Genomic DNA, 26,107 nt, shown 5'->3' on the forward strand with positions numbered 1-26,107 from the left:
CGAAGTTGCCCCACCTCACGATGCCGGACGGCACCCGGATCGCCTACCGCACCCACACCCCGGCCGAGGCCACCCGCCCACCCGTACTCCTCCTCCACGGCCTGGCAGGCCACATGTCCGAATGGGCAGCCCTGACGGATCTCCTCCTACGGGACGGCCACACGGTCGTCGAGTACGACGCCAGAGGCCACGGCGCGAGCACCCGCCGCCCGCCCACCATGACCCGAGCGGCCTGCGTGGCGGACACGGCGACTCTGATCACGGAACTCTCCCTGCCCCCGGTGACCCTGATCGGCCAGTCCCTGGGCGGCCACACCGCCATGCTGACGGCAGCCACCCACCCCCACCTGGTCGCCTCCCTGATCCTCATCGAGGCCGGCCCGGGCGGCCCGAACCCCAGACTCCCGGAGGAGATCTCGGCCTGGCTGTCCACCTGGCCGACCCCCTTCAAGTCCCTTTCCGTAGCGGAAGCCTTCCTGGGCCACGAGGCCTGGGCGAGGGGCCTGGAACACCGGGAGGACGGCTGGCACCCCCGCTTCGACCCAGACCAGATGATCGCAGCGGTAGAGGAACTGGCCACCCACTCCTATTGGCAGGAATGGGCCCGGCTCACCTGCCCGACCCTCGCCATCCGAGGCGAGAACGGCACCATCCCGGCTGCTGAGTTCACGAAGATGAAGACCCACCGTCCTGCCACACAAACCACGGTGATCCCTGCGGCGGCCCATGACGTCCACTTGGACCAGCCGAGGCTTCTGTACGAGGCGATCGCGGAGTTCCTGCTCACCACATGAGCAGGGGCGAGTTCATCCCCTGCGCAGAGGCTCCCGCATCATCGATGCGAACACAGGCGAGTCGGCAAACGGCTGCTGCTCACCGATCTTCTCGTACCCCCACCGCTCGTAAACGGCCTGAACCTTCCCATCACCCGCCCTGGGATTGACCAGCAGAGTGACGCGCTCCTCACCCCTCCCGCCGAGAAGCTCCTCATGAATGCGGTGAGCGAGCCCGGTACCCCGCCATGCCCGCCGCACCACGATCTCGTTCAGCGCGAGTGTCCGCTTGCCAGTCTCGACGGTGTACCCCTCGGGCAACGGCCCCGTCATGGCCGACCACCAGCGCGTACCGACCCCGAGCGGGGTGGCGTACGCGAACCCGGCGGGCTCACCGCCGTCGTACGCGACGACCGCCTCCCACCCCGCCACCGCACTGTGCGCCGAAAGCCGCTCATCGAATCGCTCGGCGGAATAGAAGGGACCGACGAGACCGAAATCGCGCTGACGGACCTCGACGTGGATGTCCACGATGGTCTGCCGCACCGGGTCGACGTCGGTGTAGTGCCGCAGCTCCAGGTTCACAGAAGCTCCTTTTCAAACCATTCGCGGGTGGCGGGCGCATGAGGTGCGAGGGTGTGGAGCCGGTGACCGAAGGTGTTGAGGAGGCGGGCCGTGCGTCCGTGTCGTGCCGCGTCAGGGATCTTGTGCGCGGTGGCAACGGCGAGCTCAGGCTCCCGCTGGCCCAGCTGGGCATGGGCGAGGTAGGCCAGTGTGAGGGCGCGGTTGCGCTTCATGTCGGGCCGCAGCTTCGCAAGTGTGTGATGCGCATGCGCCTCCGCTTCCTCCCACAAGCCGAGTGCGGTCGTGGCGGTCAGAGCGAGCAGATGGAGCTCGGCGGAGTCGTAGAAGCTCAGCCACGCCGGACGCGGTGCTTCGGTGTCCGCGCGGCTCAGCGCCGTCTCGGCGAGGCCCAGACACCGCAGAGTCGCCTGGCGGTCGTGCAGGTCTGCGTGATGTACGGCTGTGCGGGCGTGGACGAGGGAGGCGTAGAGCGGGTCCCGAGCCGCCCTGGTCCGCTTCGCCGCCTCGTCGGCTGCGAGAGCGCTGGTGTACTGACCCATGTGCCGGTACAGCGCTCCGGCATGTCCCCAGACCCGAAACTGCATCGAAGTGTCTCCGGACAGGCCGGCCAGGGCGACCGCTTCGTTCAGGTGCCGCAGGGCCTGGTCGAGACGTCCGCCGTCGATGGCGGCCCACAGCGCCGAGCCGGTGAATGCCGCTGCCAACCCATAGAGCCGGCCGCGCACTCGCTGGGAGGCAGGCCTGGTCTTCTGAAGATGCAACGCCCGCTGAGCCCAGCCGATCGCATCCTGCTCGACCTGATGAGTGCCACCGGACTTGTTGTCGTCGGCGATGATCAGCGCGAATTGGGCGGCGAGCATATTGACGTCCGACTGACCCACCCTGCCGGAGGAGCCGGCGGCGCCAAGAGCGGCTGGGCTGAGAGCGGCGATGGATGTGGCGGTCAGGAAGCTTCGGCGGAGCACAGGCTCCTCCTTGGTCTGCTGAGCTCTGGACATCGGGTTGTCAACCGCGGATCGTGCATGAGGCACGAACCCCAGCTCCATAGCGGAACACCCGAATACCGCCTCCAGCGCCATACGTTGCCTGGCCTGCGGCCACCGGGTCTTTCCGGATGTGAGGTTGTGGATCGTACGGGCGGAGACGGTGCCGGGCTTGCCCGTGACCTGTTCGATCGCCCTGTTCATGGCCTCGGCTAATTCCTCCTGCGTGAGGCCGACTTCACGCATCCGTTTCGTGAGCTGCTGATTGCTGGCCGCCACGCTGTCCACCGTAACGGCGAGATGGGCTGCGCCTCCTCCGCCGAGCAAAGAGCGGGTCAGTTTTTCCGGTCGCGCGCGGGCGGCTCGGCGACGGAATTTCCTGCCGATCACAGCGTTGCTGCCCGTTCACTGTGTGTCACAGGACGAACGCGCACTCTGGAGCCCAGTTGTGGAGACGGTGACTCAACCGACCAATGCCCATCAGCCCGACCGTACGCACATCCTCGCCGAGATCCGCCCCATCACCCGCCCTCGCCTCGACGTCCCCTCGCTCCCCAGCACACTCCAGCGGACCGAGGCCGTCTCCGCCATCCTCCGTCGCCTCCTCGCGGAGTACCGGGACGACGAGCGGGAGGCGGTGCGGGTGATGCGGCGCCTGGGCACGCGGCTCCTCTCCGAGGGGCCGAAGGGCGAGGCGACCGCGTACTCCGCCTGGCAGCACCTCGTGAACCTCGCGCGCTGCACGGAAGCGTTCATCGACGTCGAGGCCCGTAGCCGGTGAAAGCCGGCTGCCCCGACTGCGAGGCACTTCGCGAAGAGCGCTCGCTTCAGCTTCGTACCGGCGAGGGCGACTTGGGTGACCTCCTGACGCGGGTGGCCTTGCACGAAGCGACTGCTCACCGAACACCGAACACCGAAACCGAATGAAGGAGAAGCAATGCCCGCACCGACCACCCCGGCCGACGACCTCACCCCCGTACGCCCGTGGGGCATCGGCCGCCTCGCCCCGTACCCCACGACGGTGAAGCTGCCGTACGCCTCCGTCACCATCGATCCGACCACCCAGATCGGCATCTTCCGAGACCACCACGGCGAGGTCGTCGACATGGGCAAACACGGCACCAGTTCGGGCACGGAAACCGCCACGGCCACGAACCTCGACTCCCAGCCCGACCAGGGCCACGACCAGGACAGTCAGCAGGACTGACGACCGTGACGGAGAAAGGACCCGTGTTGGTGGTCACCGAGCCGCACGACGTCACGGCGGACATGGTGATCAGCCACCTGAACCGACGCGCCGTACCGGTGGTCCGTTTCAACCCGGCCGACATCGGTGCCGCCCTGACGCTGACGGCACGCTTCGGAGACGGCTCGACCGGTCTGCTCCGTACGTCGTCACGAAGCGTCGACCTGGACGACGTACGAGCGATCTATTGGCGTCGCCCCATGTGGCCGGGCTTCGAGAGTCTGTCGGACGTCGACGCCCGCTTCGCCGCCGCCCAGGTCCGCCACGGCCTCGGCGGGGCCCTTTACGCCTTACGTGGCTGCCGTTGGGTGAACCATCCACTCAGGAACGCCGCGGCCGACTACAAACCGGTGCAACTCGAGGTCGCCTGCCGTCTTGGCTTTCGGGTGCCGCCGACGCTCGTGACCAACAACCTCGACCAAGCGCGTCAGTTCATCCATCAACACGGACAGGTCGTCCACAAGACGCTGCGTTGGACCTCGTACGAGCGAGACGGCGTCGGCCTCACATCCTGGGCCGAACCAGTCCGGGAGGAGGAACTGGACGACACGGTGAGCATCACCCCGCACCTCTTTCAGGCCCGCGTCGACAAGGTCGCGGATCTGCGGGTGCTGATCGTCGGGCGCCGCGTCTTCGCCGTACGCATCACGTGCGACCTCCTGGACTGGCGCAAGGACTACAGCAGCCACACGTACGACGTGGTACATCTGCCGGACCGCTTGGCGGGAGCCCTACGCACCTACCTGGACCACTACGGCCTCAGCTCCGGCTCCTTCGACCTCGCTGTGGACCGCGACGGCGAGCCCCACTGGCTGGAGCTGAACCCGAACGGTCAGTGGGGCTGGTTGGAGGAAAGGACCGGACTCGAGATGGCAGCCGCGTTCGCCGACCTGCTCGCCGAAGGAGAAGCCGATGCTGATGCCCGATAGCGCCCCACAGCGGCGCGCACTCGCCGACCGGCTGGAGGCGGCCGGCGCGCTGAAAGACCCGAGGCTGCGAGCGGCGGTGGAGTCCGTGCCGCGCGAACTGTTCCTCAACCCGGGCGTGTTCCTGCCCGCTGAAGGTGGCCGTTGGCGCCCGGTCACCGCTCTGGGAACAGCTCCCGAGGAGTGGCTGGACATCGCGTACATCGACCGATCACTGGCCACGCAACTGGACGGCCACCGGACCGCGGATCAGGTGGCCGAGCCCGTCACGGGCACACCCACGTCCTCCTCCACCACACCGGTCACCGTGCTCGGCATGATCGAGGACCTCGACCTGACCGACGGACAGAAGGTTCTGGAGATCGGCACCGGCACCGGCTACTCCACCGCCCTGCTCTGTCACCGCCTCGGCGAGGACAACGTCACCACGATCGAGCTCGACCCGCAGGTCGCGGCCCGCGCGGACGCGGCCCTGGAGGAGATCGGCTTCTCCACCTGGACGGTGACGGGCGACGGCCTCCTGGGCCACCCGCCCCGTGCCCCGTACGACCGCGTCATCGCCACCTGCGCGGTACGCCGCATCCCGTACACCTGGGTCCGCCAGACCAAGCCGGGCGGCATCATCCTGGCCACCCTCGGCTCCTGGCCCTACGGCACCGGCCTCGCCAAAGTCACGGTGAACGAGGACGGCACCGCCGAAGGCCGCATCATCGGCCGCTCCTCCTTCATGCAGGCCCGCTCACAAGCCACGACTCCCGTGTCCGGCGACCTCTCCGCCCGCACCGCCTACGCCGACACCGAACGCCCCACCAAGCTCCCGCCGACCCTGCTGGAGGACTGGATGCCGGCGTTCCTGGCCCAGCTGTCAGCGCCCGGCACCCAACTCGTGCGAGCCAGGGCCGCCGACGGCACCCACCTTCTGTACCTGTTCGACATCGACCGTGAGTCCTTCGCCGCCTTCACCGAAGACGATGCCGGAGAGTGGGTCGTCCGACAGGGCGGGCCGGTCGCCCTGTGGGACACCGTCGAGCAGACGCTCACCGCTTGGCAGGAGGCCGGCCGTCCCGACATCGCCTCCGTTCGACTTCACATCACCGAAGGGGCGCACACCTACTGGATCGGCGGCGGGAGGGTCACCGCCAGGAATCGCTCACATCGGATCGGGGAGAAGAGCGAACTGCGGTGGGATCACCACATTTAGCCCTTCCCGACCTCCCACGCATGCTGGGCAGTTGACGCGATATACACCAAAAGCCTCTGGCAGACGGGTTTTCGACCAAGAGAACCGTGTCCACCAGAGGCTTTGTGGTTTTCGTTTACCCGTCCGGCATGGTTGCCGGCGTCTTCGGTTTCCTTGCAGCTGAGGCGGAGGAGGTGAACGGTGGCCGTCATGGCTCTCACTCCCGGTTTCCGCCATGGACCTTCACCTTTCTCAAATCTCCTCCCAATGGTGCGACTCGTCAAAATGAACATGGCCGTCAAGAGCGTGCCTTGATCAGCAGGGCTTGCGCAGGGAGCGCCAGGATTGTGGGTGGCGACGGGCTGTTCGACGAGTGCCCGGATCTTTGCGTGAGACATGACCGCCTGCCGGCCCGGACCGGTCCAGTAGGGGACACAGAGCGTGCCTACGGCACCGCAGTAGCCCTTGTCCGCCCAGCAGGTGGTATGTGGCGAGAGCGTCGACGACCTCCTCGAGACACCACGCGTCATGGGCTGCAAGGGGCATCGGCGCCGCTCGGGTCCGACCGACCGTTCCGCAGACCGCTGCCGCAGGGGTCGACTACCGTCATTCCGGCATCGCATCATGATGATGTTGAATTCGTCCCGGAACGGGCGCGCACCCCATAAGGCAGGTCATGGTCAGCGAGTGGCAGTTCGAGGTTCCCACGGCCGGCAGCAAGCGGCTGCCTCCCGATGGGCGCTACATGGAGGCGCTCAGCAGTCAGGGGTACGGGTTCGACGTCGCCATCGCCGACTTGGTCGACAACAGCATCGACGCCGGGGCGCAGAACGTCGTCATCCACTTCCTTCGCGACGGTGATCAGCTCGTCAGTCTGGTGATCGTCGACGACGGCAAGGGCATGGACGAGGATGAGCTCGACGTGGCCATGACCGTCGGTGGGCGTCGTGGCTACGACAAGAGGTCGCTGGGCATGTTCGGCACGGGCCTGAAGTCCGCGTCACTCAGCCACGCCAACTCCGTCACGGTCGTGAGTCGCACCAAGCGGACCAGGCCCGCAGGTCGGCGTTGGCTCATGGAGCGTGCCAAGCATGGCTTCGAGTGCGACATCATCGAACCGAAATACGCTCAAGACTTCATCGACTTCTACCAGGGGCGCCCGATCGCCTTCCAGGGAACGATCGTCCGCTGGGACGGAGTCAAGGACTTCCCCCAGAACGGCAGTGGTGGCCAAACGGATCGCTACCTGCACCGGACCGTCAACAAGCTCGGTCTGCACCTGGGGCTCCACCTGCATCGTTTTCTCGCGAGGGACGACTTCCACATCACCATCTCGATTCAGGATGTCCGCACCGGAATCGAATACGCGAACTACGGTGTGGAGTCGCTGGATCCCTTCGCATACCCGGTTTCCGGAGATCCGGCCTATCCGAGTGACTTCACCGTCGACCTTCCCTCTCTGGGGCAGGTGCGTCTGGATGCCCACATCTGGCCGCCGCGCTCCTCTCTCGACGAGTACAAGGCGTTCGGCGCGGTGGTGGAACGTGAAGGGTTCTACTTCTACCGCAACGACCGGCTGGTGCAGGCCGGCGGCTGGAACAACTTTCGCCAACCCGAACAGCACCTGGCCCTCGCGCGAGTGGCCGTGGACCTCCCGGACGACTCCGATGGCACGGTCTTCCGGTTGACCGTGAAGAAGGAGGGAGTGCAGGCGTCCCCCGAGTTCGTCGCCTCCCTGGAGGACGCCAAGGACGACCAAGGGCGTACTTTCGCGCAGTACCTGTCGGAAGCCGAACGCGTCTACCGGGAGGCCCGCAAGCGTGCCGGTGTCACGCGCAGGGCCGCCGTTCCGCCTGGGCGGGGCGTCGACCCGCAGGTCCGACAGGTGATCGAAGAGGAACTGCCGGTGCTGACCGGCGAGGAGCCGTTGCAGTTTCGTTGGCAGAAGCTGCCCAACGACAAGTTCTTCGAAATCGACCAGGACGGCCACCTCCTCCTGCTCAACCAGCACTACCGTGCTGCCCTTCTGGGAGGGCGCGGCGGATCCCTCAACGACGCTCCGATGGTCAAGTCCCTGATGTACCTCCTGATGCAGGACGCCTTCCAGCGAGAGCGGATGGGCAGTCGGCTCAAGGACAACATCGAGCTGTGGCAGTCGGTTCTCGTCGCCGCCGCTCGCGCGGAGTTGGACCGGGTGGCCGACTGATGGCGACGGGCGACGAACGTGCTCGAGAAAGGCCGGATGGTGCGGCAAAGGCCCCCGCCGCCCAACCGGTCGACCTGCCATGGACAACAGTCGAGCACTATCTGGGCCGGGGGCTCGCAGCGAGCTATCGGCTCTCCGTCGCGAACAAACCCCTCGTCTCGTATGAAATAGCCGATGGCGGGCGTGGCATCGCGCTTCATGTGGAGCTCACTGGCGGCCACCGCCTTCCTCGTTCACCGTTGCCCGCCGTGCGCATCGACCAGATCGCCCAGACCGGCCGGCGGATGGCGCGTTTCACGACGCCCGGTGCGGAGCTGCTTCGTGACTTCCACGACCTGCTGTTGGCCGTGGCCGACCGGATCGTCACCGACGGACGGAGTCTGGAGCAGGCTTTCGACGAGACGGTGCACGGCTGGAGCGCCTTGTTGGGCAGGCCTCGCGGGATGTCGCTGGAGAGACGGCTCGGGCTCCACGGGGAACTCGCCGTTCTCGGAAGGCTGGCCCGGAACGTCGGTTGGCAGGCGGCGCTCGACGCTTGGGTCGGACCGAGGGGCGAAGAGCACGACTTCGCTCTGGAGGGCGCCGACCTGGAGATCAAGACGACGGGATCCGAGCTGCGCAGGCACACCATCCATGGCCTCGGGCAGCTCTCCGCGACGCCAGGGCGCCCCTTGTGGTTCGCGTCCCTGCGCCTTACTCGCGGGGGCACCGGCGGACGCACCCTGAAGGACTCGGTCAAGGCGACTCGCGACGCCGCGGCCGCGGAGAACATCGCCTTGGGGCGGAGCGTGGACCGACTTCTCGAGGCAGCCGGGTGGGACTCGCAACAACCGGACGACGAACGCTGGACACCTCGCGACAGTCCCTTGGTGCTGCGAGCCGGTGACATGCCGCGTCTCACGGAAGGCGACTTGCCCGGCAACGCGGACGGGCGGATCGATCACGTGACGTATGTCGTCGACGTGACAGGGCTCCCACACGTCGAGAAGCCCCCGATAATCGACCTCTCCGACCTCTCGCTCCCCTGACGAACCAGCTCCCACACGCCGTTCGGCGGCCACTCGGCAACTCGAGGAAGAAGATGACCAGCAGCCCCACCGACCTCCTGCTTCTGCAACTGCACAGCGCCGCCCTCTCGGACATGCACACGAGCCGTCCCAAGAAGCTGGTGCGGGCGCTCGCCTACCAGGCGGAGGACCTGGGCCCCGAGGCCGAGGATCTGGCGACCGAGGAGGCTCTGCGCAGCGCGTTGGAGCGGGCCCTTTCGACGGATCAGCTTGTCGAGGTGTGGCGCAGGAGGCTCACGGACTGGGACTTCGCAGCCGATCCCGCGTGGTCGAAGAGCCCCGAGCGCACCGAGGCGCGGCGGGACGAGGTCTATGGCCTTCTCGGCCTCTCCGAGGACACCCGCAAGCTGCTGGACGGTCTCGTCCCCGTGTCCAAGGTCGAGGCGCCGGTCGTCATCACGGACGAGTTCACCCCTTGGTACACCCCGCAGTCCCGGCAGGGACGGCCTTGGTACTGGCCGTCGTACCGCACCCACCTAGAAGGGAAGGGGTGGGCCGCGGAGGCCGTCGCCGGCCTGGACGTCGCGACCGACGCCGTGGTCGAGCGGCTCGCAGATCCGACCCAACCGGCGGCCTACCAGTCGAAGGGGCTGGTCGTCGGGTATGTGCAGTCGGGCAAGACCGCCAACTTCACGGGAGTCATCGCCAAGGCCGTCGACGCGGGTTACCGACTGGTGATCGTTCTCGGTGGCACTCTCAACATGCTGCGGGCCCAGACCCAGCGGCGCCTCGACATGGAACTCGTGGGCCGGGAGAACATCCTGCGCGGAGCGAGCGAGTACGAGTGCGACTACGCCAACGACCCCGCCTGGAACCAGGGCAAGTTCGTGACGTTCGGCACCCTGCCGTCCACGCGTGGCGGCTTCGACATCGTGAGACTCACGACCCGCGACGACGACTACAAGAGCCTGCTTCAGGGCATTACGGCACTCGAGTTCGAGAAGCAGGAGCCCGCGCTGCCGCTTTACGACCCGCGCAACCTGCACCGGTCGATGGCCCGCCTCATGGTGGTCAAGAAGAACAAGAGCGTCCTCACCAAGCTGGTGAAGGACCTCAAGAAGATCAAGACGCCACTCGCCGAGATTCCCGTACTGATCATCGACGACGAGTCCGACGAGGCCTCGGTCAACACCACCGATCTCGCCAAGCCCGACGCCGAGCGCACCGCGATCAACCAGAAGATCTCCGAACTGCTCCGGATGCTGCCGCGTGCCCAGTACGTCGGTTACACGGCCACTCCGTTCGCCAACGTCTTCGTAGACCCCAGCGACGCCGAGGACATCTTCCCCAAGGACTTCATCGTCTCCCTGCCTCGCCCCGACGGATACATGGGCGCACGTGACTTCCACGATCTCGACTCCGCCGTCCCGGCCGAGGAACGCACCTTCGCGAACTCCAATGAGCGTGCTCACGTGCGAAACATCACCGTGGAGGCCGGCGAGGACTCGGAGGACGACGTCTGTCTCCAGCGGGCCATGGACATGTTCGTGCTGACCGCGGCCATGAAGCTGTATCGCGAGGACGAAGGGGGGCTCGGCGACAGGTACTTCCAGCATCACACGATGCTCATCCACGAGTCCGTGCGCACCGAGGTGCACCGGGAACTCCTGGGCAAGGTCACCAGGATGTGGTGGAACTCCGGCTACATGGGGCCGAGCGGTCACGAACGGCTGCGCGAGCTCTTCGAGACCGACATCGCCCCGGTCTCGGCCGCCCGCGCCGACGGCCACGCCGTTCCGCCGTCGTACGACGTCCTCTCGCGTTACGTCGGCCCGGCCGTGACCCGGATCGGTGGGGACGACAACCCGATCATCGTCGTCAACGGGGACAAGGACATCGAGACCGGCGAGGCCGACTTCGACAGGCGGCCCATCTGGAAGATCCTCATCGGCGGCCAGAAGCTCGCCCGAGGCTTCACGGTCGAAGGACTCACCGTCTCGTACTTCCGTCGCCGTGCCGGCAATGCCTCCACCCTGATGCAGATGGGGCGGTGGTTCGGTTTCCGCGAGGGCTACCGGGACCTCGTACGCCTCTTCCTCGGCCGGTCCGAGACCATGGGCACCAAGGAGATCGACCTGTATGCGGCGTTCGAGGCGATCTGCCTGGACGAGGAGAACTTCCGTGCCGAGCTGAAGCAGTACGCCACGACGGTCGACGGGATGCCCCAGGTCACGCCGGCCCAGGTGCCGCCGCTCGTCTCCCAGCACCTGCCCTGGCTCAAGCCGACGAGTCCCAACAAGATGTACAACGCGCGCCTCGTCGAACTCCGCTCGCCCGGGCATTGGCAGGAGCCCACGGCCTACCCGACCAAGGTTGCCGACCTGCGGCGGAACACCGAGCTCTGGACACCCGTCCTCGACGCGCTGTCCACCGACGTCACCTCTCTCGCCTACCACTTCACCGGTGACGACACCCGTGAAGGCGGTGTCCACCGTTTCGACGCACTCGTCGGAACGCTCCCGGCGGAGAGCTTCCTGGATCTGGTCCGCGAGCTGCGCTGGAGAGCGCCTTCCCAGTTCGCTCCCCACCTCGCGTACCTCGAGGAGATCACCGATGCCTCCTCGCGCGGGGTCGACGACTGGCTGGTCGTGGCTCCCCAACACAGCAAGCGCGGCCAGCGACTGGCGCTCGGCGGCAGCGGGCGAAGCCTCGCCTGGTTCAGCCGTGAACGTCGTCGCGATCCGCTCTTCGGCGCCATCAGTGAGCCCAAGCACCGTGCCGTTCCGCTGCGCATCGCCGGCGCCCTCGCCGACTCGGGCGACTTCGCCACCGAAAGCCTGGTGGCTCCGCGCAGGGGAGCGGTGGTCGTGTATCCCGTGGTCGAGGGCAAGCACCGCTCCGACATCACCGGGGACGGCCGACTCGCCCCGGAGAAGATCGTCATGACCTTCTCCTTCGTCGCCCCCTCCACCGCCCGCGGCTCGGACGGCCGAGTGCTGCGCTTCACCACGGTCGACCGGTCGAAGGAAGGACAGGCGATCATCGACGCCCAGTGACGCCGAGGCCCTGACGCGCCACCCGGCCGACGATTACCCTCATTTGGAGTGGATCTTGCACGTGGGTAGGGCAGAGGGCGTGCGAGCGTTCGTGCGCCGGGGGGCGACGGGAGGGTGGCAGAACCATGACCCGGGGAAATGGAGCGGCTTCCGCAGACCACGACGGCGGGCAGCCGGCGAGTCGCCTGAGATCACTCGAGATCTGCGCGGGTGCGGGCGGTCTCGCGCTGGGGCTGGAGCAGGCCGGATTCGATCCGGTCCTGCTCCTGGACGACCGCGGGATCGCCTGCCAGACGCTTCGCGCCAACCGCCCGCAGTGGGACGTCCGAGAAATCGACCTCCTCGACTTCGATCCCGCCGACGACGAGCAGGTGTACGACGTCGACCTGCTCTCGGGCGGCCTGCCCCGGGTCAAATCACCCGCCACCGCTGCTCGGACGCGGAGCGACGACCGGGAACTGTCCGTCCTCAGGGCGGCCGTCGATTTGATCTACGGCGTTCAGCCACGCGCCGTCCTGCTGGAGAACGTGCCGGATCTCGTGCGCAGGAGTGACTACGCACCGATCCGCGAGTTCGTCGCCGAAGAGCTCCGCCATCTCGGCTACAGGTACCTGTGGAACGTCCTGAACGCCAAGGACCACGGCGTTCCCCAGAGTCGCGAGGTGGGGCTTCTCGTCGCCTTCAAGGGCGACCTGATCGAACGATTCCGGTGGCCGCGACCGCATGCCGGGCCGCGTCGCACCGTGGGTGGGACGCTCCGCGACTCGATGGGCGTGCGGGGCTGGCCCGATGCCGACAAGTGGGCCGACCAAGCCGACGTGATCGCCCCGACCGTCGTCGGTGGTTCCTGGGACCGGGGCGGAGCCGACCTCGGCCCGACCGGGGCCAAGCAGAAGTGGGCGCGCATCGGGGTGGACGGCGGCACCGTCGCGGACGAGGTGCCGGCCGCGGACTTCTGTTGGAATCCCGCCCTCGGCCGTGCCGGCCTCGTGCCGCTCACCGTCGAACAGGTGGCGTTGGTACAGGGCTTCCCGCCGGAGTGGTGGATCGCCGGGCGGAAGACGGCCCGGTACCGACAAGTCGGCAACGCGACGCCGCCACCGCTCGCCCGGGCATTGGGGGAATCCATCGCCCGTGCCCTGCGTACCGAGCGTGAGAACCCGATACGGGTGACCGGACGATGACCGCGCCGTCCGCCTCCGATCGGCCGATAGAATGCCGCACCATGACCAGCACGCCGCCCGACCCGCCTCGTGGGCGTTTTCACATCGTCGATCTTTTCGCGGGGCCCGGCGGCCTGGATCTGGCGGCGAAAGTCCTGGACATCCCCTCGATCGGGATCGAGTGGGACGACGACGCAGTGGCCACGCGGCTCGCGGCCGGGCTGCCGACCGTACACGGGGACGTCAGGCGTTACGGGCCCGGCAACGCGGAATTCGCGGACTGCAACGTACTGGCCGGCGGACCGCCGTGCCAGACGTTCTCCATCGCGGGCAACGGCACCGGCCGCAAGGCCCTCGACTTGGTCACCGGATTCATCAGCCGTATGCACGCCTGGTACAAGCGGGAGATAGCGGACAAGACGGGCGAGACCTGGGAGGACATCCAGCGAGAGCTGGAGAAGCTCGACGACGAGCGTACGGGCCTGGTCCTCGAGCCACTGCGATGGGCGTTGGAGGCCATGCTGCGTCCTCGTCACGGCGAGGAGACCCCGAGGCCCTTCGAGGTGATCGTCCTGGAGCAGGTCCCGGCCGTGATCGAGGTGTGGCACGAGTACGAGAAGGTGCTGCAGGACATCGGTTACGAAACCGATGCCAGGGTCTTCCACACGGAGCAGTACGGCGTGCCTCAGACCCGCCGCCGTGCCGTGCTCGTGGCACGGCACGGAAGTCTGCCCGCGCGACTGCCCGCGCCGACGCATCAGCAGTACCGCAAGGGCACGGTACCTGCCGACATGTTGTTCGGCCGTGGTCCGTGGATCTCCATGGAGAACGCCCTCGACGACGTGTATCGGCAGGTACCGGAGGCCCGACGACGCCCCATGCCGTTCCGTGTCGTTTCCAATTACGGCAGCGGAGGCGACCCCAAGGCTCGAGGGCGTAGGGAGTCGGATCAGCCGTCGGCGACGATCACGGGCAAATGGAGCCGCAATCGCATCGTCAGCGCCGATCCCCGCGAGTCGGAGATGGATCGGTTCACCATCGAGGAAGCCGGTGTCTTCCAGAGCTTCCCCTACCGCTACCCGTGGCGTGGAAGTGACCAGGCTCAACAGATCGGAAACGCCGTGCCCCCGAGGTTCGGGGTACACGTCCTGAGCGCGGCGCTCGACCTCGGTGCTCCGGACGAGGGCGTCTGGGAGCGACTTCTGCGGTGGCCGCGGGGCGAGGCCGACAGCGCCGCCGTGCCCGACTCGCCGTCCTGACCTCGGACGAACCGCTACGGCCGCCGAGCTACCTCATCCAGGTCGGCAGGTCCTTGTCCAGACTCACGCCGGCGCGTTGGCCCGGTACGTCGGGCGTCTCGTCGCCCGAATCCTCCGTCGTCCGACCGCGGCGACGGATGGGAGCCTCGGCGAGCAGGTTCTCGAACAGGGGGAGCAGCGCCTCGACGGATGTAACGGGAACGCTGCCGTCGTTCGGGCCCTTGGGGAGGCTGTCCCAGGGAACGGCCGGTGCGTCCTCGGCGATCCAGTCCTGAAGTTCTTCGACGAGCTGGGGGGTGTCCGGCGCCAGGACGTCGTAGACGAGAGTGCTGCCCGCAGCGTTGACCGCGGACGAGAGCGCGTTGACATGGTCGCCGGGGCGGGGCTTGCCGGCGGCGATGAGATCGCCGAGAACGCGGACGAGAGCCTGAGCGGTGGGCCGATGATCGATGACGTCCAGGCGAAGCGTGGTGTTGAGCACATCCTGGACGCTGCAGGCGACCTCGACCGGCCGGTAGTCCGGTCCGTCCCGGAAGAGCTCGGCGACCCACCACAGCCGGGAGAAGCACTGGGTGTAGTGAGGGCCCGAGAAGCGGGAGCTCTGCGCGATCTCATTACCCTTGTGACGCCAGACCACATAGTCCGGGGCGACGAGCATGGCCAGATGGTTCCACAGCCTGGCGTCGCCGGCCTCGGCGCGCGTCATCCGAAGGGTGGCGTGCAGGCGGGGGGCGAGCCAACCGTCCGCGGCCGTCCGGTTGTCGTCGAACCGTTCCATCGCCTTGTCGAGGAGCTCGCGGATCGGCGCGGTGAGCCACCGGCTCTCGTGCCCCGGAGGTGAGGTGCTCGACTTGCGGAGAGCGACCTGGGGCGGGTTCTCCTGCCCGGACTGCATTCCGCGGCCCAAGTGCTTCGCGACGGCGGCATCGGGCAACAGACCGAGCACCGGCGGGATGTCGAAAGGCATACGGCGCGGCATCAGTCGGCGGTCCTCTCGGCGCGGTCGGCGGTGCGTACCGCGGTGGTCAACTTCTTGGTGATCTTGGCGCGGCGCCCCGCCGCGTACTGGACGTACGTCTGCAGCTCCGACCAGCCGAAGCCCTTCGTGCGCCGTTCGTTGATCTCGAACAAGGCGTCGGTCGGCTCACGGCCCGGCAGAACGTCGGGCAGCATCGCCCGCAGCACGGCCTCGCGCCAGCCGGTGGGCATGACCGGGGTGCCGTCCTCGTCGACGTCGAGATCGCTGATGGCGGTGTGGAACATCGCCGTCCAGGCGTCCTGCGCGGTTTGCGAGGCCGTCAGCTCCCGGATCACCCGCTCCGTCGCACTGCCCCCGGGGCTGCGCATCACGGCCATGAGTCCTTCGACCGCGCTGGTGTTGAGATAGACCCGTGGCATGTCGTCCGACGTCTCCACCACCCAGGCCGCATCCTCGAACTGACGCAGCCACGTAGGCGACTCTTCCCGGAAGTCGACCTCCACTATCTCGACATCGCGCTGGCGGACCGGGGTGGCCTCCTTCAGGTCGACGTACCAGTCCTGCTCGGTGGAACCGACAAGTCGTCCCGGAACCCCGTCCACCGTGGCGACGACCAGGACGGAGAGAGTGGCGCGTCGCATGTGGGACGCGCGGGACAGGGTGATCGAGCCGGTCCACGTGCCGTTCGCCCCCGGTAGGAGACGCACCGTCGTGCGTGCGTTGGTGGCCTTCTCGCCCAGCACGGCGAGGCAGGTCGTGTCCTGCCACGAGCCATCCCGCAGCTCCTCCTGCGGCAGCGTCGCCCTGAGGTCGATGACGGCTTCCTCCCACCCGGCGCGTCCCGACTCGTGGAGGGCGACCACCCGCTCGTCGGGCGACACCCTCGTGTAGGGCAATGGCCTGCCGTCGACACGCACCGAGACGACGTCGCACAGCACGTCGCCCAGGAGGGTGGGGTAGGGGAAAACCGGCTTCACGCCGCACCTCCGCGAGCCTTGGGCACGTCCACCGTCAGTCGGGCGTAGGCACCCCGGACGGGATGGGTCGCCGGGTCGGTGACACCGCTGAACACCGCCGCGCGCACGCCGGGTTCGACGATGATCAACCCGTTCTCCGCGCGGCACGTCTCGGAACCGACCAGCAGCTCCCAGTCAACGGACGGTCGACCGCCCGATCGCACGTCGAACTTGGCGATCGGGGCCAGGACCCAGGGGTCGGCGGCCTCCGGCAACCGCAGGTGGACGGTGACGTGCCAGGCGCCGCGGTCGTCGATGCGTGCGTCGACGTCTCGGACGGTCGGGAACGAATGAGCGCGACGGGCACCGGCGCCCGACCCCATGTCGAGCTTCAGCAACTCGCGGAGTACGGCCGGTCCTCCGGTCTTCGTGATCTCCCTCTTGCCCAGCAGTGATCGGACCGTCTTGTCGATCGCGGAACGGAACTCCTTCAGTCGGGACAGCGCACCACGCTCGTACGTGGTGGTCAGTTCCTGGGTCCGGTCCCATCGATCGTGCTCGGGCGGCTCCGAAGCGCGGAGGAACGCCTCGGCGAGCGCCACGTCCTCGCCCTCCCGCCCGGTCGCGTAACCCGCGAGCAGTACGGCCTGGAAGGCGGGGGTGCCCAGAGGCAGGTCCCGAGGACGCTGCTCGGTGATGGTCATGCGGTTGCCGCGCATGCAGACGACTCGGTTGAACTGCGCGTCGTTGCCATCGGCGGGCGTGAGCAGCAGCACCGCCGGGTGTTCGCGGCCCTTGTCGCGGGAGCGGCCTCGTCCCTTGACAGGGGTGACGATCAAGGGCACGTCGGCTCGGACCACTTGGTCCGCGGAGGTCAGTTCCTCGACGGTGTTCCCGTCGAGGTAGGCCTGCAAGGCCCGACTGGTCGCCGGGTGGCGGGTACGGGGATCGACCAGCTGCTCGGGGATGTAGACCTTTCCGTTGCGCAGCGTGGTGACGCGAGCCTCCAGAAGCGGACCGGCGGACCGCCCCCCGATCATCGCCGCCCAGAAGTCGTCGGCCAGCGACTCCACCAGCTTGTCGTGCATTTCCTGCAGGGACTCCGTGGCCCCCGAGGCGTCGTAGGCGCCGACGATGAGGAAGGACGTGCCCGGCTCGTCCTCCGACCGGGCGAGATACAGGCTGCGCAGGGTCTCGTCGTCGGCCCACCAGGACCGGGAGACGCCCTTGTGCTCGGCTTCGGTGTCCGGCTCGCCGAGCCAGGCGGGACCCGCGTACGACTCGCCGCCCACCTCGTGCCACGGAAGGTCGAGACGCCCGACCACCCGGCCGGTGGTGCGCCCCTCATGCGGCTCGGACAGGGTGGAATTGATCAGCACGAGCCCGAAGCGGCTCGTCGCCCACAGAGTGGCCTTGCCCAGTCCGTACGAGCCGCCGGCTCGTCCGCCTGTGACCTTGTGACTGTCGAGCTGGCGGCGGACCACCGCGGCGAACCGCCCGTCGCCGTACTCCGGGCCGGTCAGGCCTGCGGCGTTGTAGTCGTCCACCCGCAGGAGCAGCAGCCTGCGCTCCTGCGTCAGGTCGTCCAAAGCGGACCGGAGGCCACGAGAGACCTTCTGCCCGCCTCGGGAGGCCTCCTCGAAGTGCGGTAGGAGATCGTCCCAATGCAGTGCGGCCAGGAAGGCGTCGAGGTGGGTGCCGTCCAACTCGTGCAGCGTGTACTGCACTCGTACCGGCCGGTGGTCGTCGTAACGCTCGTCCAGGGAGTTCTGGGTCGCCTCGCGTGCGAGTACGGCCAGATCGGCGTCGAAGGCGAAGGCGGCGGCGTTGCCGTACTCCCGGCCGCCGTCGGCGTACGCGCGGCGGTGATGCCAGCGAACCGGCCGGCTGCCGGACACGTCGGTCGTACGGGTCACCACTGCGGCGAGATCGGTGCCGAGGATCTCGGCGATGCGCACTTTGGTCTCCTCCCGCGGCTCCGCCCGACCGGTGATCCAGGCGGAGACCGCAGCGCGGGTCTTGCCCACCTTGGTCGCCAGTTCGGCCTGTGACATGTCGGCTCGCTGCAGTTGACGGCGCAGCCAAGGGCCGAAGGCCTCGCCGGGAGAGGCGGGTGGCGCGGATTCGGACATCGTGCTCACGCCTCCTGGCGCAGGAAATCCCGGTCGGGATGCAGCCTTGGGCCACTTAGGCTAGCAGGCGTTTTTGACAGTGGATCATTCGTCAAAAAGCATCTGGCGCCGGTGCTTGGGCAGTCGACCGGCACACCCTCACGGCCGCGCGATCCCCGTGCGTCGGGCCTCGATCACACCGCGCACCCGAGCTGCGGCCTGAAGAGGATCTTCGTGCTCCCAGACCCGCACCGCCAACCAGCCGGCCGAGGCCAGGCGTTCGTCCGTGTCGCGATCCCGCCGCCGGTTTCCTTCGATCTTGGTACGCCAGAAGTCGGCGTTGGCCTTGGGCCACGTGGCGTGCTGCGGACATCCGTGCCAGAAGCACCCGTCCACGAAGACGGCGACCTTCGCCGGACCGAACAGGATGTCGGCCTCGCGCCTGACCCCCTTCAGAGGCCTGCGGTGAACGCGATACCGCAACCCTGCCGCGTGCAGGGCTCGCCGCAACGCCAGCTCGACTTCCGTGTTGCGGCTCTTCTGCCTGCTCATTCGTGCACGGGTCTGAGGCGTGGTCTCCACCGGTCGCCGTGCCTTTCCTTCGTCATGGGATTTGTTGCCTGGGTGCCGACGCCAGCCTCCGGCGGTGTGCCGGTCGACGCTTGCTACGCCTCCTGTCCGTGACACTCCCCATAAACCCGCCCCACCCCACACCAGCACTCAGCCCCCCGCTGCGGCGGCCAAGCCACCGCCCGCCCCCGGGCCGCCAGCGTCGTCGCGTACTGGGGCAGCAGGGTCGGGTCGGACGGGGACGAGCCCTCCGACGCGGCGAAGGCCTCGTATGACGGGACCGTCCCCGTCACGATGCCCAGGTTGGGGGTGCCGGAGAGGGCTAGTTCGCGTAGGGCGGACTCTATGGTCGCCAGGTGTTCGTCGTAGGAGGGGTACTCGGCGGACAGGGTCGGGTAGTCGGCAACCAGTTCCGCCAGTTCGTTCGCCGGCCAGTGGAGGATCGCGACCGGGAACGGGCGGGAGAGGGCCTCGCGGTAGGCGCCGAGTTCTGCCTGGAGGCGGGAGATCTCCGCCTGGAGTTCCGCGGGGTTCTCCGAGCCGAGGGACCAGACGCGCTTGGGGTCGTGGAGTTCGTCGAGGGAGACGGGGAGGGAGTGGAGGGTGTCCGCGAGGGTGTCCCAGTCGTCGTGGGGGAGGCCCTGCATGCGGCGGACGCGGTGGCGGGCGAAGAGGAGGGGGTGGGTGGAGTACGGGGGTTCCGTGCCGGGCGGCAGCAGCAGGGTCGCCGCCTCCGTCAGGGCTTCCTGCGCCGCTTCCAGCTCGTCGTGGGACTCCAGGGCCTCCGCGACGATCACCCAGGGGGCCGGGTCGCGCGGGGCGGCCACCCTGATTCCCTCGATGATCGCGCGGGCCTCCGCCTCGTGGCCGTACTCCCAGAGGTTCGCGGCCTTCAGGGCCCGGACCAGGTGGGGATGCTCCAGGGCGGCCGGGGCCGAGAGCAGGCGGTCGTAGAGCGCGGAGGCCGTGGGGCGGTCGCCGGCCAGTTCGCGATGGGCCGCGGCGCGCAGGAGAAGGGCCTCGGCGTCCTCGGGATACAGGCCTGCGGTTCGCTCCAGGCGGGCCGCTTCGGCGTGGTGGTCGACGTTTTCGGCGGGCGTGTCGGGGCGCATGGGTGACACCGTACTGCCCGGAACCGACAAGGGTGAGATATCTGCAGGTCGAGGCTGCACTGACGGGTTCAGGGCAGCGCTGTCCGCGCTGTCCCGTCTCGGATGGATCTGGCCCCTGCCTGGTCCAGTTCCGGTTCCAGTTCCAGTTCCAGTACACGAGGTCGGCCTCCTCCGTTTCCTCGGTCCGCTCGCGGATCAGCGGGCAGCGCCGGACTTCGGCTCGACTGTCGGCGGATCGTGGAGCGCCATAGACTCGGGGAGGCGGTTCGGGACGCGGGGCTGAGAGTTCCTGCTCCGGGCCGGGGACCGGGGGGACGGCCACCCCAGGAGGACGCGATGTTGCGGCACACCAGACTGGCCGCCGAATCGTCGGACTACCTCGACGCCCGCGAGCAGCTGCGCCTGGCGGAGATCGAGCTCATGCGCCACCGCGAGAAGGTCGCGGCCCAGCGGCGGGCGCTCCCCCCGGGGCCTCCCGTCGACGACTACGTCTTCATCGAGGGGCCCGCCGACCTCGACGCCGGCGACGCACCGGTCCGCGAGGTCGCTCTGAGCGAGTTGTTCACCGCCACGGACCGTCCGCTGATCGTCTACCACCTCATGTACGGCAAGCGGCAGACCGACCCCTGCCCGATGTGCACCCTCTGGATCGACGGCTTCAACGGCGTCGCCCACCACGTCGCCCGCAACGCCGACTTCGTCATCGCCGCGGCAGCCGACCTGCCCACCCTCCGGCAGCACGGCCGCAACCGGGGCTGGCACCGGCTACGGCTCCTGAGCTGCGGCGACAGTACGTTCAAGTACGACCTGGGCAGCGAGGACGAGGACGGCGAACAGGACTCCACCGTCTCCGTCTTCACGCGCGACGGCGACGGCACGGTCCGCCATTCCTATTCCGCCCATCCGCGCATGGCGGACGACATCGGCGAGCGCGGCATCGACCTCCTGGCCCCCGTCTGGCACCTCCTCGACCTGACCCCGCAGGGCCGCGGCGACTGGTACCCGAGCCTCGGGTACTGACCAGCGACGACCGGACCGGTGGGGCCGCCGGCGCCAAGCGTCCGCACGAGCCGGAACCTTCTGATCGTCTCGGGCGTCTTCCTCTACGTGCCGGTCCGCATCTACGTACCGGTCCTCATCTACGTACCGGTCCGCGCAACGTCGAAAGGAGGAGCCGCCCATGTTCCAGGCCCGGACGAATCTGCGTCCCGTCGCCGTGCTGCTCTTCCTCTTCCTCGAAGTGGTGCTGCTCGACGCGGGCAGCCTCTCGGCGACCGTCGCGCTCGCCGCGACCGCCGCTGCCGGGTCCGCGCTGGCCGTCTGTTCGCTGATCGCCGCCCGCAGCGCGCCCGCCGTGCCGCCTACCCGGGTGCGGACCGCGATACGGGACCGGGACAGACGTACGGCGTTCCTGCCGCAACGCGATCCCGACGCCCGGGGGCGAAGGCGTCCCCGAGCGCCCGGGCGTGCCCTCCCGGCGACCTTCGCGTAGGGCAGCGGGCAGCACAGGGCAGGCAGCACAGCACTCGTAGCACCCCTCCTGACCCCTGCGTGTGGGTCGTCATGCCGTTGTATTCCGCCCCGGCACGACGAGACCCCCGGAGGGCTCACCCACCCATGTCCGTTTTCGCCAACCTGGTCGAGCGGCTCGCCGACCTGCTTCAGCCGCTGTTCCACGGCTCCGCGGCCGCCGCCGCGATCGTCCTGTTCACCGCGTTGGTACGGCTGCTGGTGCATCCGCTGTCGCGGGCCGCCGCGCGTGGGCAGAAGGCCCGGACCCGGCTTCAGCCGCAGATCGCCGAGCTGCGGAAGCGGTACCGCAAGGACCCCGAGCGGCTGCAGCGGGCCGTGCTGGAGCTGCACCAGAAGGAGAAGGTGTCGCCGCTGGCCGGGTGTCTGCCCGGGCTGCTGCAGCTGCCTGCCTTCTTCCTGCTCTACCACCTCTTCTCCAGCTCGGAGATCGGCGGCGGCCCCAATGAGCTGCTGTCGCACCAGCTGCTGGCCGCGCCGCTCGGGGGCCGGTGGTTCGACGCCCTCGACGCCGGCGGCGTCTTCGGTGCGGCGGGGCTCGTGTACGCCGGGCTGTTTCTCCTGGTCACCGCCGTCGCCGCATTCAACTACCGGCGTACGAAGATCATGATGGCCGCCAATCCCATGGTGCCGGTGGCCGCGGGCGACGGGCAGCAGGTGCCCGGGATCGGGGCGGTCACCAAGGTCATGCCGTTCATGTCGTTCTTCACCCTCGTCACCGTGGCCGTCGTGCCGCTCGCCGCCGCGCTGTACGTCGTCACCAGTACGACCTGGAGTGCCGTCGAGCGGGCCGTGCTCTACCGCTGACGCCGAGGCGGGCGCCGGTCCAGTACGTGAACGGGGTATTGCGGACTGGACCTGCACCTTGGAGGATCGGCCAAGTCCTCCGATGGCTGCGAGCCGCCGCACCCGGTCGTCGTCTCGGCGGGCTGCCGCGATCGAGGGAGATTGTGATCATGAAGCTGCTGCGAGTCGGTACGGCCGGGGCCGAGCGGCCCGCGCTGCTCGACGCCGAGGGCACCCTGCGGGACCTGTCGGGTGTCGTGCCGGACATCGACGGCGCCCTGCTCGCCGACGACGCGGCGATGGGCCGTGTACGGGCCGCCGCCGACGCGGGGAACCTGCCGGTGCTGGACGCGGCCGGGGTGCGGATCGGGGCGCCGGTCGGCGGGATCGGCAAAGTCGTGTGCATCGGCCTGAACTACCACGACCACGCCCGCGAGACCGGAGCCGAGCCGCCGGCCGAGCCGGTCGTCTTCCTGAAGGCCGCGGACACCGTGGTCGGCCCGAACGACACCGTGCTGGTGCCGCGCGGCTCGACGCGGACCGACTGGGAGGTCGAGCTGGCGGTCGTCGTCGGACGTACGGCGCGGTACCTGGACTCCGCGGAGGACGGACTCGCGCATGTCGCGGGCTACGCGGTGGCGCACGACGTGTCCGAGCGGGAGTACCAGATGGACCGCGGCGGGACCTGGGACAAGGGGAAGAACTGCGAGACGTTCAACCCGCTCGGGCCCTGGCTGGTGACGGCCGACGAGGTGCCCGACCCGCAGAAGCTCGGGCTGAAACTGTGGGTCAACGGGGAGCTGAAGCAGGACGGGACGACCGCCGAGCAGATCTTCTCCGTGGGTGAGGTCGTGCGCTACCTGTCGCACTTCATGACTCTCTACCCCGGTGACGTCATCAACACCGGCACGCCCGCCGGAGTGGCCTTCGGGCAGCCCGAGCCCAAGCCCTATCTCCGGCCCGGTGACGTGGTCGAGCTGGAGGTCGAGGGGCTTGGGCGGCAGCGGCAGGAGCTGAAGGGGGCGTAGAGGGCGTAGGGGGCGTAGAGGCGTAGAGGGCTTCACGCCAGCAGGGACGCCAGCTTCCTCCACTCCTCCCTCGGGAGGGTTTCCCTGTCCCGGCCGTCGATCACCTGAAGCGCCACGTGGTCCGCGCCCGCCTCGACGAACGCGTCGATCCGGGCCCGGACGTCCTTCTCCTCGCCCCATGCGAACAGCGCGTCGATCAGCCGGTCGCTGCCGCCGTCCGCCAGGTCGGCCTCCGTGAAGCCGAGGCGGAGGAAGCTGTTGGTGTAGTTGGGGAGCGTGAGGTAGTAGGCGAGGGCTTCCCGGGCCAGGGTGCGGGCGCGCTCGGGGTCCGGTTCCAGGACGACCGCGAGCTCCGGTGCCAGCAGCGGCTCCTCGCCCAGGATCTCCCGCGCCCGCGCCGTGTGCTCCGGCGTCACCAGGTACGGGATCGCCCCCGCCGCCCGGTCGCGGGACAGCTCCAGGGCCTTCGGGCCGAGGGCCGCCAGGACCCGGCGCTCCGCCGGTACGCCCGCCTCGTCGAGCCCGTCCAGGTAGGCGACCAGCGACGAGTACGGCCGCCGGTACTGTTCGGTCCGCTGGGCATGGCTCACTCCGAGGCCCAGGACGAAGCGGCCGGGGTGGGCGGCCTCCAGCTCGGCGAAGGAGGCGGCGCTGCCGGCGGCCTCGTACTGCCAGATGCTCTGGATGCTGGTGCCGAAGGTGAGCGTCGAGGTGGCCGCGAGCAGCGGCGCGGCGTGGTGGGCGGCGCTGTTGCCGCCCAGCCAGACCGCGCCGTAGCCCAGCTCCTCCAGCTCGGCGGCGGCCTCGGCGAGTTCACCGGAGCGGGCCGGGTCCTCGGAGCGCAGGCCGACGCTCCAGACGCCGTACCGGCCGATCTGCTCCTTGAGAGGCTTCAGGGGCGTGCTCATGTGGATGGTCCCTCCGGCGTGCTGCGTCCTGTCACGGCTGTGCAACCGGAGGGGCCTGTCATCTGATTCCCGACCCGAGCAAACCTCTTGAGGGTTCCTCAGATCTTCAGGAACTCCTCCAGCGCCTCCACCACCAGCCGGTGGTCCTGCAGCTGCGGCAGCCCGGACACCGTCACCGCGCCGATCACGCCGACGCCCTCGACGTTGATCGGGAAGGAGCCGCCGTGCGCGGCGTACTCGTCCGGGTCGAGCCGGGAGGACTCCTCGAACGTGGTGCCCTTGGCGCGGAAGCGGGCGCCGACCAGGTAGGACGCCGAGCCGTAGCGCTCCACCACCCGGCGCTTGCGGGCGATCCAGGCGTCGTTGTCGGGGGTGGAGCCGGCGAGCGCCGCGTGGAAGAGCTGCTGGCCCGCGCGGTGGATGTCGACGGCGATCGGGGCCTGGCGCTCCCGGGCCAGCCGGACCAGGAGGGAGCCCAGCTCCCAGGCGTCGTCGTGGGTGAACTGGCGGAACACCAGGCGCCGTTCCTGTGCCTCCAGCTCCTCGATGCTCGGGGTCAGCTCGGGGGCGATCTTCGGGGTCATCGCGGGCGTGCTGTGCGTGGTGTGCTTGTGCGGGTGCGTCACAGGGTCACCGTCACTCCGTCTCGGGCCGAACGGCGGGCCGCTTCCAGTACGTCGAGGGCGGCGGCCGCCTCCAGCGCGGTCACCGGGTTGGGGCCATCCTCCAGCAGGGCGCGGGCGACGGCCGCGTAGTAGGCGGGGTAGTCGCCCGGCACGGTGGGCTCGGGGCGGCCGCCGCCGGTCAGCGGGGACTCTCCCCCAGAGGGGGGACCCCCAGCGCCGACGCGGCCCCACAGCGACTCGGGTTCCGTGCCCCAGCCGGGGCCGGGGCGCCGCCCCTCGCGCAGGGCCGCCTCCTGCGGGTCCAGGCCGTACTTCACATAGCCCGCCTGCGAGCCCAGTACGCGGAAGCGCGGGCCGAGTTGGGCGGTCGTCGCCGAGACGTACAGGTGGGATCGCACGCCGCCCGCGTGGGTGAGCGCGATGAAGGTGTCGTCGTCGGTCTCCGCGCCGGCGCGGCGGACGTCCGACTCGGCGTACACCTGGGTGGCGGGGCCGAACAGGGTCAGCGCCTGGTCGACGACGTGGCTGCCGAGGTCGTACAGCAGACCCCCGATCTCGGCGGGGTCGCCGGACTCCCGCCAGCCGCCCTTGAGCTGCGGGCGCCACCGCTCGAAACGGGACTCGAAGCGCCATACGTCGCCCAGTTCGCCGGCGTCGAGCAGCTTGCGGAGGGTCAGGAAGTCGTTGTCCCAGCGGCGGTTCTGGAAGACGGACAGCAGCAGACCGCGTTCGTCGGCGAGGGCGGCCAGTTCGCGGGCCTCGGCGGCGGTGCCCGCGACCGGCTTGTCGACGACGACCGGCAGACCGGCCTTCAGCGCGGTCGTCGCGAGCGGGACGTGCGTCTTGTTCGGGGACGCGATGACGATCAGGTCGAGCTCGTCGGCGCGCTCGAACAGTTCGTCCGGGGTGGCGGCGATCCGGACGCCCGGGTGTTCGGCGCGGGCCTGGTCCTGCCGCTCCGGGTTGGAGGTGACCACCGTGTCGAGGGCGAGGCCCTCGGTGGTGGAGATCAGCGGGGCGTGGAAGACGGAACCCGCGAGGCCGTAGCCGATGAGGCCCACGCGGAGAGGGGTGCCAGAGGTGCCTGTCGTCATGGCTCCACTTTCGCAACGCTGTT

Annotated in this window: 24 protein-coding genes and 1 pseudogene; 14 read left to right on the plus strand and 11 right to left on the minus strand. The window is 68.9% G+C overall.

Features of this window, described 5'->3' with window-relative positions; translation table 11 throughout:
* Positions 1-5 precede the first annotated feature (5 nt).
* Complete coding sequence (locus AMK31_RS00740; RefSeq protein WP_241842496.1) at positions 6-794, plus strand: alpha/beta fold hydrolase; 789 nt, start codon at positions 6-8, stop codon at positions 792-794.
* A gap of 12 nt (positions 795-806) precedes the next feature.
* Here AMK31_RS00740 and AMK31_RS00745 read toward each other — a convergent pair whose 3' ends face one another.
* Positions 807-1,358, minus strand: coding sequence for a GNAT family N-acetyltransferase (locus AMK31_RS00745; RefSeq protein WP_073938295.1), 552 nt, complete (start codon positions 1,356-1,358; stop codon positions 807-809).
* On the minus strand, positions 1,355-2,620 hold the full coding sequence (locus tag AMK31_RS00750) for a helix-turn-helix domain-containing protein (protein WP_143204193.1): 1,266 nt from the start codon (positions 2,618-2,620) through the stop codon (positions 1,355-1,357). Before AMK31_RS00750 ends, AMK31_RS00745 begins: the two co-directional genes overlap by 4 nt.
* Positions 2,621-2,798: 178 nt before the next feature.
* On the opposite strand from AMK31_RS00750, the gene AMK31_RS00755 reads away from it, so the two are divergent.
* From AMK31_RS00755 to tgmC, 4 genes are all read left to right on the plus strand, one after another.
* Positions 2,799-3,122: a hypothetical protein gene (locus tag AMK31_RS00755; protein WP_143204194.1), complete on the plus strand. Its 324-nt coding sequence runs from the start codon at positions 2,799-2,801 to the stop codon at positions 3,120-3,122.
* 156 nt (positions 3,123-3,278) lie between these two features.
* On the plus strand, positions 3,279-3,548 hold the full coding sequence (gene tgmA / locus AMK31_RS00760; protein WP_073938297.1) for a putative ATP-grasp-modified RiPP: 270 nt from the start codon (positions 3,279-3,281) through the stop codon (positions 3,546-3,548).
* A gap of 5 nt (positions 3,549-3,553) precedes the next feature.
* The gene (gene tgmB / locus AMK31_RS00765) at positions 3,554-4,516 is read left to right on the plus strand and encodes an ATP-grasp ribosomal peptide maturase (RefSeq protein WP_073938922.1); all 963 of its coding nucleotides are present in this window, start codon (positions 3,554-3,556) and stop codon (positions 4,514-4,516) included.
* Positions 4,506-5,714, plus strand: a complete 1,209-nt coding sequence (gene tgmC, locus AMK31_RS00770) for an ATP-grasp peptide maturase system methyltransferase (protein ID WP_079186627.1) — start codon at positions 4,506-4,508, stop codon at positions 5,712-5,714. The genes tgmB and tgmC overlap by 11 nt, the downstream gene beginning before the upstream one ends.
* 303 nt (positions 5,715-6,017) lie before the next feature.
* Here the strand turns inward: tgmC and AMK31_RS41245 are convergent.
* Positions 6,018-6,175: pseudogene (locus AMK31_RS41245) on the minus strand (IS5/IS1182 family transposase); the annotation flags it as partial.
* Positions 6,176-6,369: 194 nt separating this feature from the next.
* Between AMK31_RS41245 and AMK31_RS00775 the strand changes: the two are divergent.
* The 5 genes from AMK31_RS00775 to AMK31_RS00795 all read left to right on the plus strand — a co-directional run bounded on the left by AMK31_RS00775 (position 6,370) and on the right by AMK31_RS00795 (position 14,384).
* Entirely contained in the window at positions 6,370-7,899 is a 1,530-nt protein-coding gene (locus AMK31_RS00775; RefSeq protein ID WP_073938298.1) for an ATP-binding protein, read from the plus strand.
* On the plus strand, positions 7,899-8,927 hold the full coding sequence (locus AMK31_RS00780) for a PD-(D/E)XK motif protein (protein WP_079186628.1): 1,029 nt from the start codon (positions 7,899-7,901) through the stop codon (positions 8,925-8,927). Before AMK31_RS00775 ends, AMK31_RS00780 begins: the two co-directional genes overlap by 1 nt.
* Before the next feature lie 53 nt (positions 8,928-8,980).
* Positions 8,981-11,962, plus strand: coding sequence for a Z1 domain-containing protein (locus AMK31_RS00785; protein WP_073938299.1), 2,982 nt, complete (start codon positions 8,981-8,983; stop codon positions 11,960-11,962).
* Between the two features lie 125 nt (positions 11,963-12,087).
* The gene (locus AMK31_RS00790; RefSeq protein ID WP_079186629.1) at positions 12,088-13,146 is read left to right on the plus strand and encodes a DNA cytosine methyltransferase; all 1,059 of its coding nucleotides are present in this window, start codon (positions 12,088-12,090) and stop codon (positions 13,144-13,146) included.
* Between the two features lie 41 nt (positions 13,147-13,187).
* Positions 13,188-14,384 (plus strand): DNA cytosine methyltransferase, encoded by a 1,197-nt coding sequence (locus tag AMK31_RS00795; RefSeq protein WP_073938925.1) that lies wholly within the window; start codon positions 13,188-13,190, stop codon positions 14,382-14,384.
* A gap of 28 nt (positions 14,385-14,412) precedes the next feature.
* Here AMK31_RS00795 and AMK31_RS00800 read toward each other — a convergent pair whose 3' ends face one another.
* The 5 genes from AMK31_RS00800 to AMK31_RS00820 form a co-directional block, all read right to left on the minus strand.
* Entirely contained in the window at positions 14,413-15,351 is a 939-nt protein-coding gene (locus AMK31_RS00800) for a DUF6339 family protein (RefSeq protein ID WP_073938300.1), read from the minus strand.
* 11 nt (positions 15,352-15,362) lie between these two features.
* Positions 15,363-16,340 (minus strand): hypothetical protein, encoded by a 978-nt coding sequence (locus AMK31_RS00805; protein ID WP_073938301.1) that lies wholly within the window; start codon positions 16,338-16,340, stop codon positions 15,363-15,365.
* Positions 16,337-18,451, minus strand: coding sequence for a helix-turn-helix domain-containing protein (locus tag AMK31_RS00810; protein ID WP_073938302.1), 2,115 nt, complete (start codon positions 18,449-18,451; stop codon positions 16,337-16,339). The genes AMK31_RS00805 and AMK31_RS00810 overlap by 4 nt, the downstream gene beginning before the upstream one ends.
* A gap of 138 nt (positions 18,452-18,589) precedes the next feature.
* Complete coding sequence (locus AMK31_RS00815) at positions 18,590-18,982, minus strand: very short patch repair endonuclease (protein ID WP_198948391.1); 393 nt, start codon at positions 18,980-18,982, stop codon at positions 18,590-18,592.
* Positions 18,983-19,095: 113 nt separating this feature from the next.
* Positions 19,096-20,112, minus strand: a complete 1,017-nt coding sequence (locus AMK31_RS00820; RefSeq protein WP_073938304.1) for a hypothetical protein — start codon at positions 20,110-20,112, stop codon at positions 19,096-19,098.
* A gap of 336 nt (positions 20,113-20,448) precedes the next feature.
* On the opposite strand from AMK31_RS00820, the gene AMK31_RS00825 reads away from it, so the two are divergent.
* From AMK31_RS00825 to AMK31_RS00840, 4 genes are all read left to right on the plus strand, one after another.
* Positions 20,449-21,132, plus strand: coding sequence for a DUF899 family protein (locus tag AMK31_RS00825; RefSeq protein WP_198948392.1), 684 nt, complete (start codon positions 20,449-20,451; stop codon positions 21,130-21,132).
* Between the two features lie 160 nt (positions 21,133-21,292).
* Positions 21,293-21,604 (plus strand): DUF6412 domain-containing protein, encoded by a 312-nt coding sequence (locus tag AMK31_RS00830; RefSeq protein ID WP_073938305.1) that lies wholly within the window; start codon positions 21,293-21,295, stop codon positions 21,602-21,604.
* 125 nt (positions 21,605-21,729) lie between these two features.
* The gene (locus tag AMK31_RS00835; protein ID WP_073938306.1) at positions 21,730-22,449 is read left to right on the plus strand and encodes a YidC/Oxa1 family membrane protein insertase; all 720 of its coding nucleotides are present in this window, start codon (positions 21,730-21,732) and stop codon (positions 22,447-22,449) included.
* A gap of 149 nt (positions 22,450-22,598) precedes the next feature.
* A complete protein-coding gene (locus AMK31_RS00840; protein ID WP_073938927.1) occupies positions 22,599-23,456 on the plus strand; it encodes a fumarylacetoacetate hydrolase family protein in 858 nt (285 codons plus the stop codon).
* Between the two features lie 32 nt (positions 23,457-23,488).
* Here the strand turns inward: AMK31_RS00840 and AMK31_RS00845 are convergent, their stop codons facing one another.
* The 3 genes from AMK31_RS00845 to AMK31_RS00855 form a co-directional block, all read right to left on the minus strand.
* On the minus strand, positions 23,489-24,364 hold the full coding sequence (locus AMK31_RS00845; protein ID WP_073938307.1) for an LLM class F420-dependent oxidoreductase: 876 nt from the start codon (positions 24,362-24,364) through the stop codon (positions 23,489-23,491).
* 98 nt (positions 24,365-24,462) lie between these two features.
* The gene (locus tag AMK31_RS00850) at positions 24,463-24,948 is read right to left on the minus strand and encodes a heme-degrading domain-containing protein (RefSeq protein ID WP_073938928.1); all 486 of its coding nucleotides are present in this window, start codon (positions 24,946-24,948) and stop codon (positions 24,463-24,465) included.
* 38 nt (positions 24,949-24,986) lie between these two features.
* Positions 24,987-26,084: a Gfo/Idh/MocA family protein gene (locus tag AMK31_RS00855; RefSeq protein WP_073938308.1), complete on the minus strand. Its 1,098-nt coding sequence runs from the start codon at positions 26,082-26,084 to the stop codon at positions 24,987-24,989.
* Positions 26,085-26,107 lie beyond the last annotated feature (23 nt).

This window comes from Streptomyces sp. TSRI0107, assembly GCF_001905845.1.
In the GTDB taxonomy this organism is placed as follows: Bacteria; Actinomycetota; Actinomycetes; order Streptomycetales; family Streptomycetaceae; genus Streptomyces.